Source organism: Photorhabdus namnaonensis, assembly GCF_001684335.1.
Lineage (GTDB): Bacteria > Pseudomonadota > Gammaproteobacteria > Enterobacterales > Enterobacteriaceae > Photorhabdus > Photorhabdus namnaonensis.
Genome location: NZ_LOIC01000065.1, coordinates 1 through 1,339, shown reverse-complemented (window position 1 = coordinate 1,339; position 1,339 = coordinate 1). Strand labels below are relative to the sequence as shown.

Annotated in this window: 1 protein-coding gene; it reads left to right on the top strand. The window is 49.1% G+C overall.

Translation table 11 applies throughout. The annotated features are described in order from the left end of the window. The first annotated feature begins 75 nt into the window (after positions 1-75). Positions 76-1,080, top strand: a complete 1,005-nt coding sequence (locus Phpb_RS11670) for an IS110 family RNA-guided transposase (protein ID WP_065390487.1) — start codon at positions 76-78, stop codon at positions 1,078-1,080. Positions 1,081-1,339: the final 259 nt, after the last annotated feature.

Genomic DNA, 1,339 nt, shown 5'->3' with positions numbered 1-1,339 from the left:
TAATGAGATGGTCGCCCTCACCCTGTTAGCGATATATTGACAGCGTGTGATTTATTTTTTTAAGAGGCCATCATCATGAACACTATCGCACTGATTGGTATCGATCTCGGCAAGCATTCCTTTCATGTCCATTGTCAGGATCATTCGGGGAAAGCCCTGCTACGTAAAAAATTCACCCGAACTAAATTGATGGAATTCTTAGCTAGCTGCTCTCCGGCAACGGTGGTGATGGAAGCCTGTGCTGGCGCGCATTTCATGGCAAGGCGGATCGCTGATTTGGGGCATGAGGCCAAGCTGATTTCACCGCAGTTTGTTCGTCCTTTCGTCAAAAGTAACAAGAATGACTTTATTGATGCCGAAGCTATCTGTGAAGCCGCCTCACGTCCTTCAATGCGGTTTGTTCAGCCCAGAACGGAAGCTCAACAAGCCATGCGAGCCCTGCACCGTGTCCGGGAATCGCTGGTACGGGATAAAGTGAAAACCACCAACCAGATGCAGGCTTTCCTGCTTGAGTTTGGCATCAGTATGCCCAAGGGAATTGCTGTGATAAAACAGCTCTCCACTGTGTTGGGTGAACATGAACTTCCCCCTTATCTGGTACAGGTATTACTGCGGTTACAGGCGCATTATCACTATCTGGTTAAACAAATCACCGAGATTGAAACCGCCCTGTCACAGGAGATTGCTCAGGATGATACCGGACAACGGCTGATGACGATCCCCGGCATTGGCCCCATCACGGCGAGTGTGCTTTCCTCACAACTGGGCGATGGGAAGCAATACGCACACAGCCGGGATTTTGCAGCCTCGACGGGATTGGTTCCCCGCCAGTACAGTACTGGGGGAAAGACAACCTTATTGGGGATCAGTAAACGGGGTAACAAGACACTCCGGCAACTGTTAGTGCTATGTGCTCGAACGTTCATACTGCATATCGAGCATAGAAAGGGCAAACTGGCTGACTGGGTTAAGCAGCAACTTGAACGAAAGCATTCTAATATCGTGGCCTGTGCGTTGGCGAATAAACTCGCCCGGATAGCCTGGGCTATTACGACACAACACACGGTATTTGTTGCCTGAAACTGACGTCATTGTGAATCTATTTAACTATTACCCCACTGGTTTTGCGAAGACTGATAATTGATGACATGAACGGCCTACCGGCCTGATGAGAAACCTAGCATAAAAATTGGCTCCTTGAAGCCGGCACACTTTTAAGGTTCATCAGGCGCGGAACTCATCGAGGCGCGGGCATCCTTGCCTATAGTGACGCCGGATAGATTTAAGCAAGCCCAAAATTCATCAAAATGAGTGTTGCAAAAACGAGGGTGACCATAGA

What these genes read in the sequence shown, in the direction of transcription:
- Phpb_RS11670 (WP_065390487.1), top strand. Translation starts at nt 76, where the DNA reads ATGAACACTATCGCACTGATTGGTATCGATCTCGGCAAGCATTCCTTT.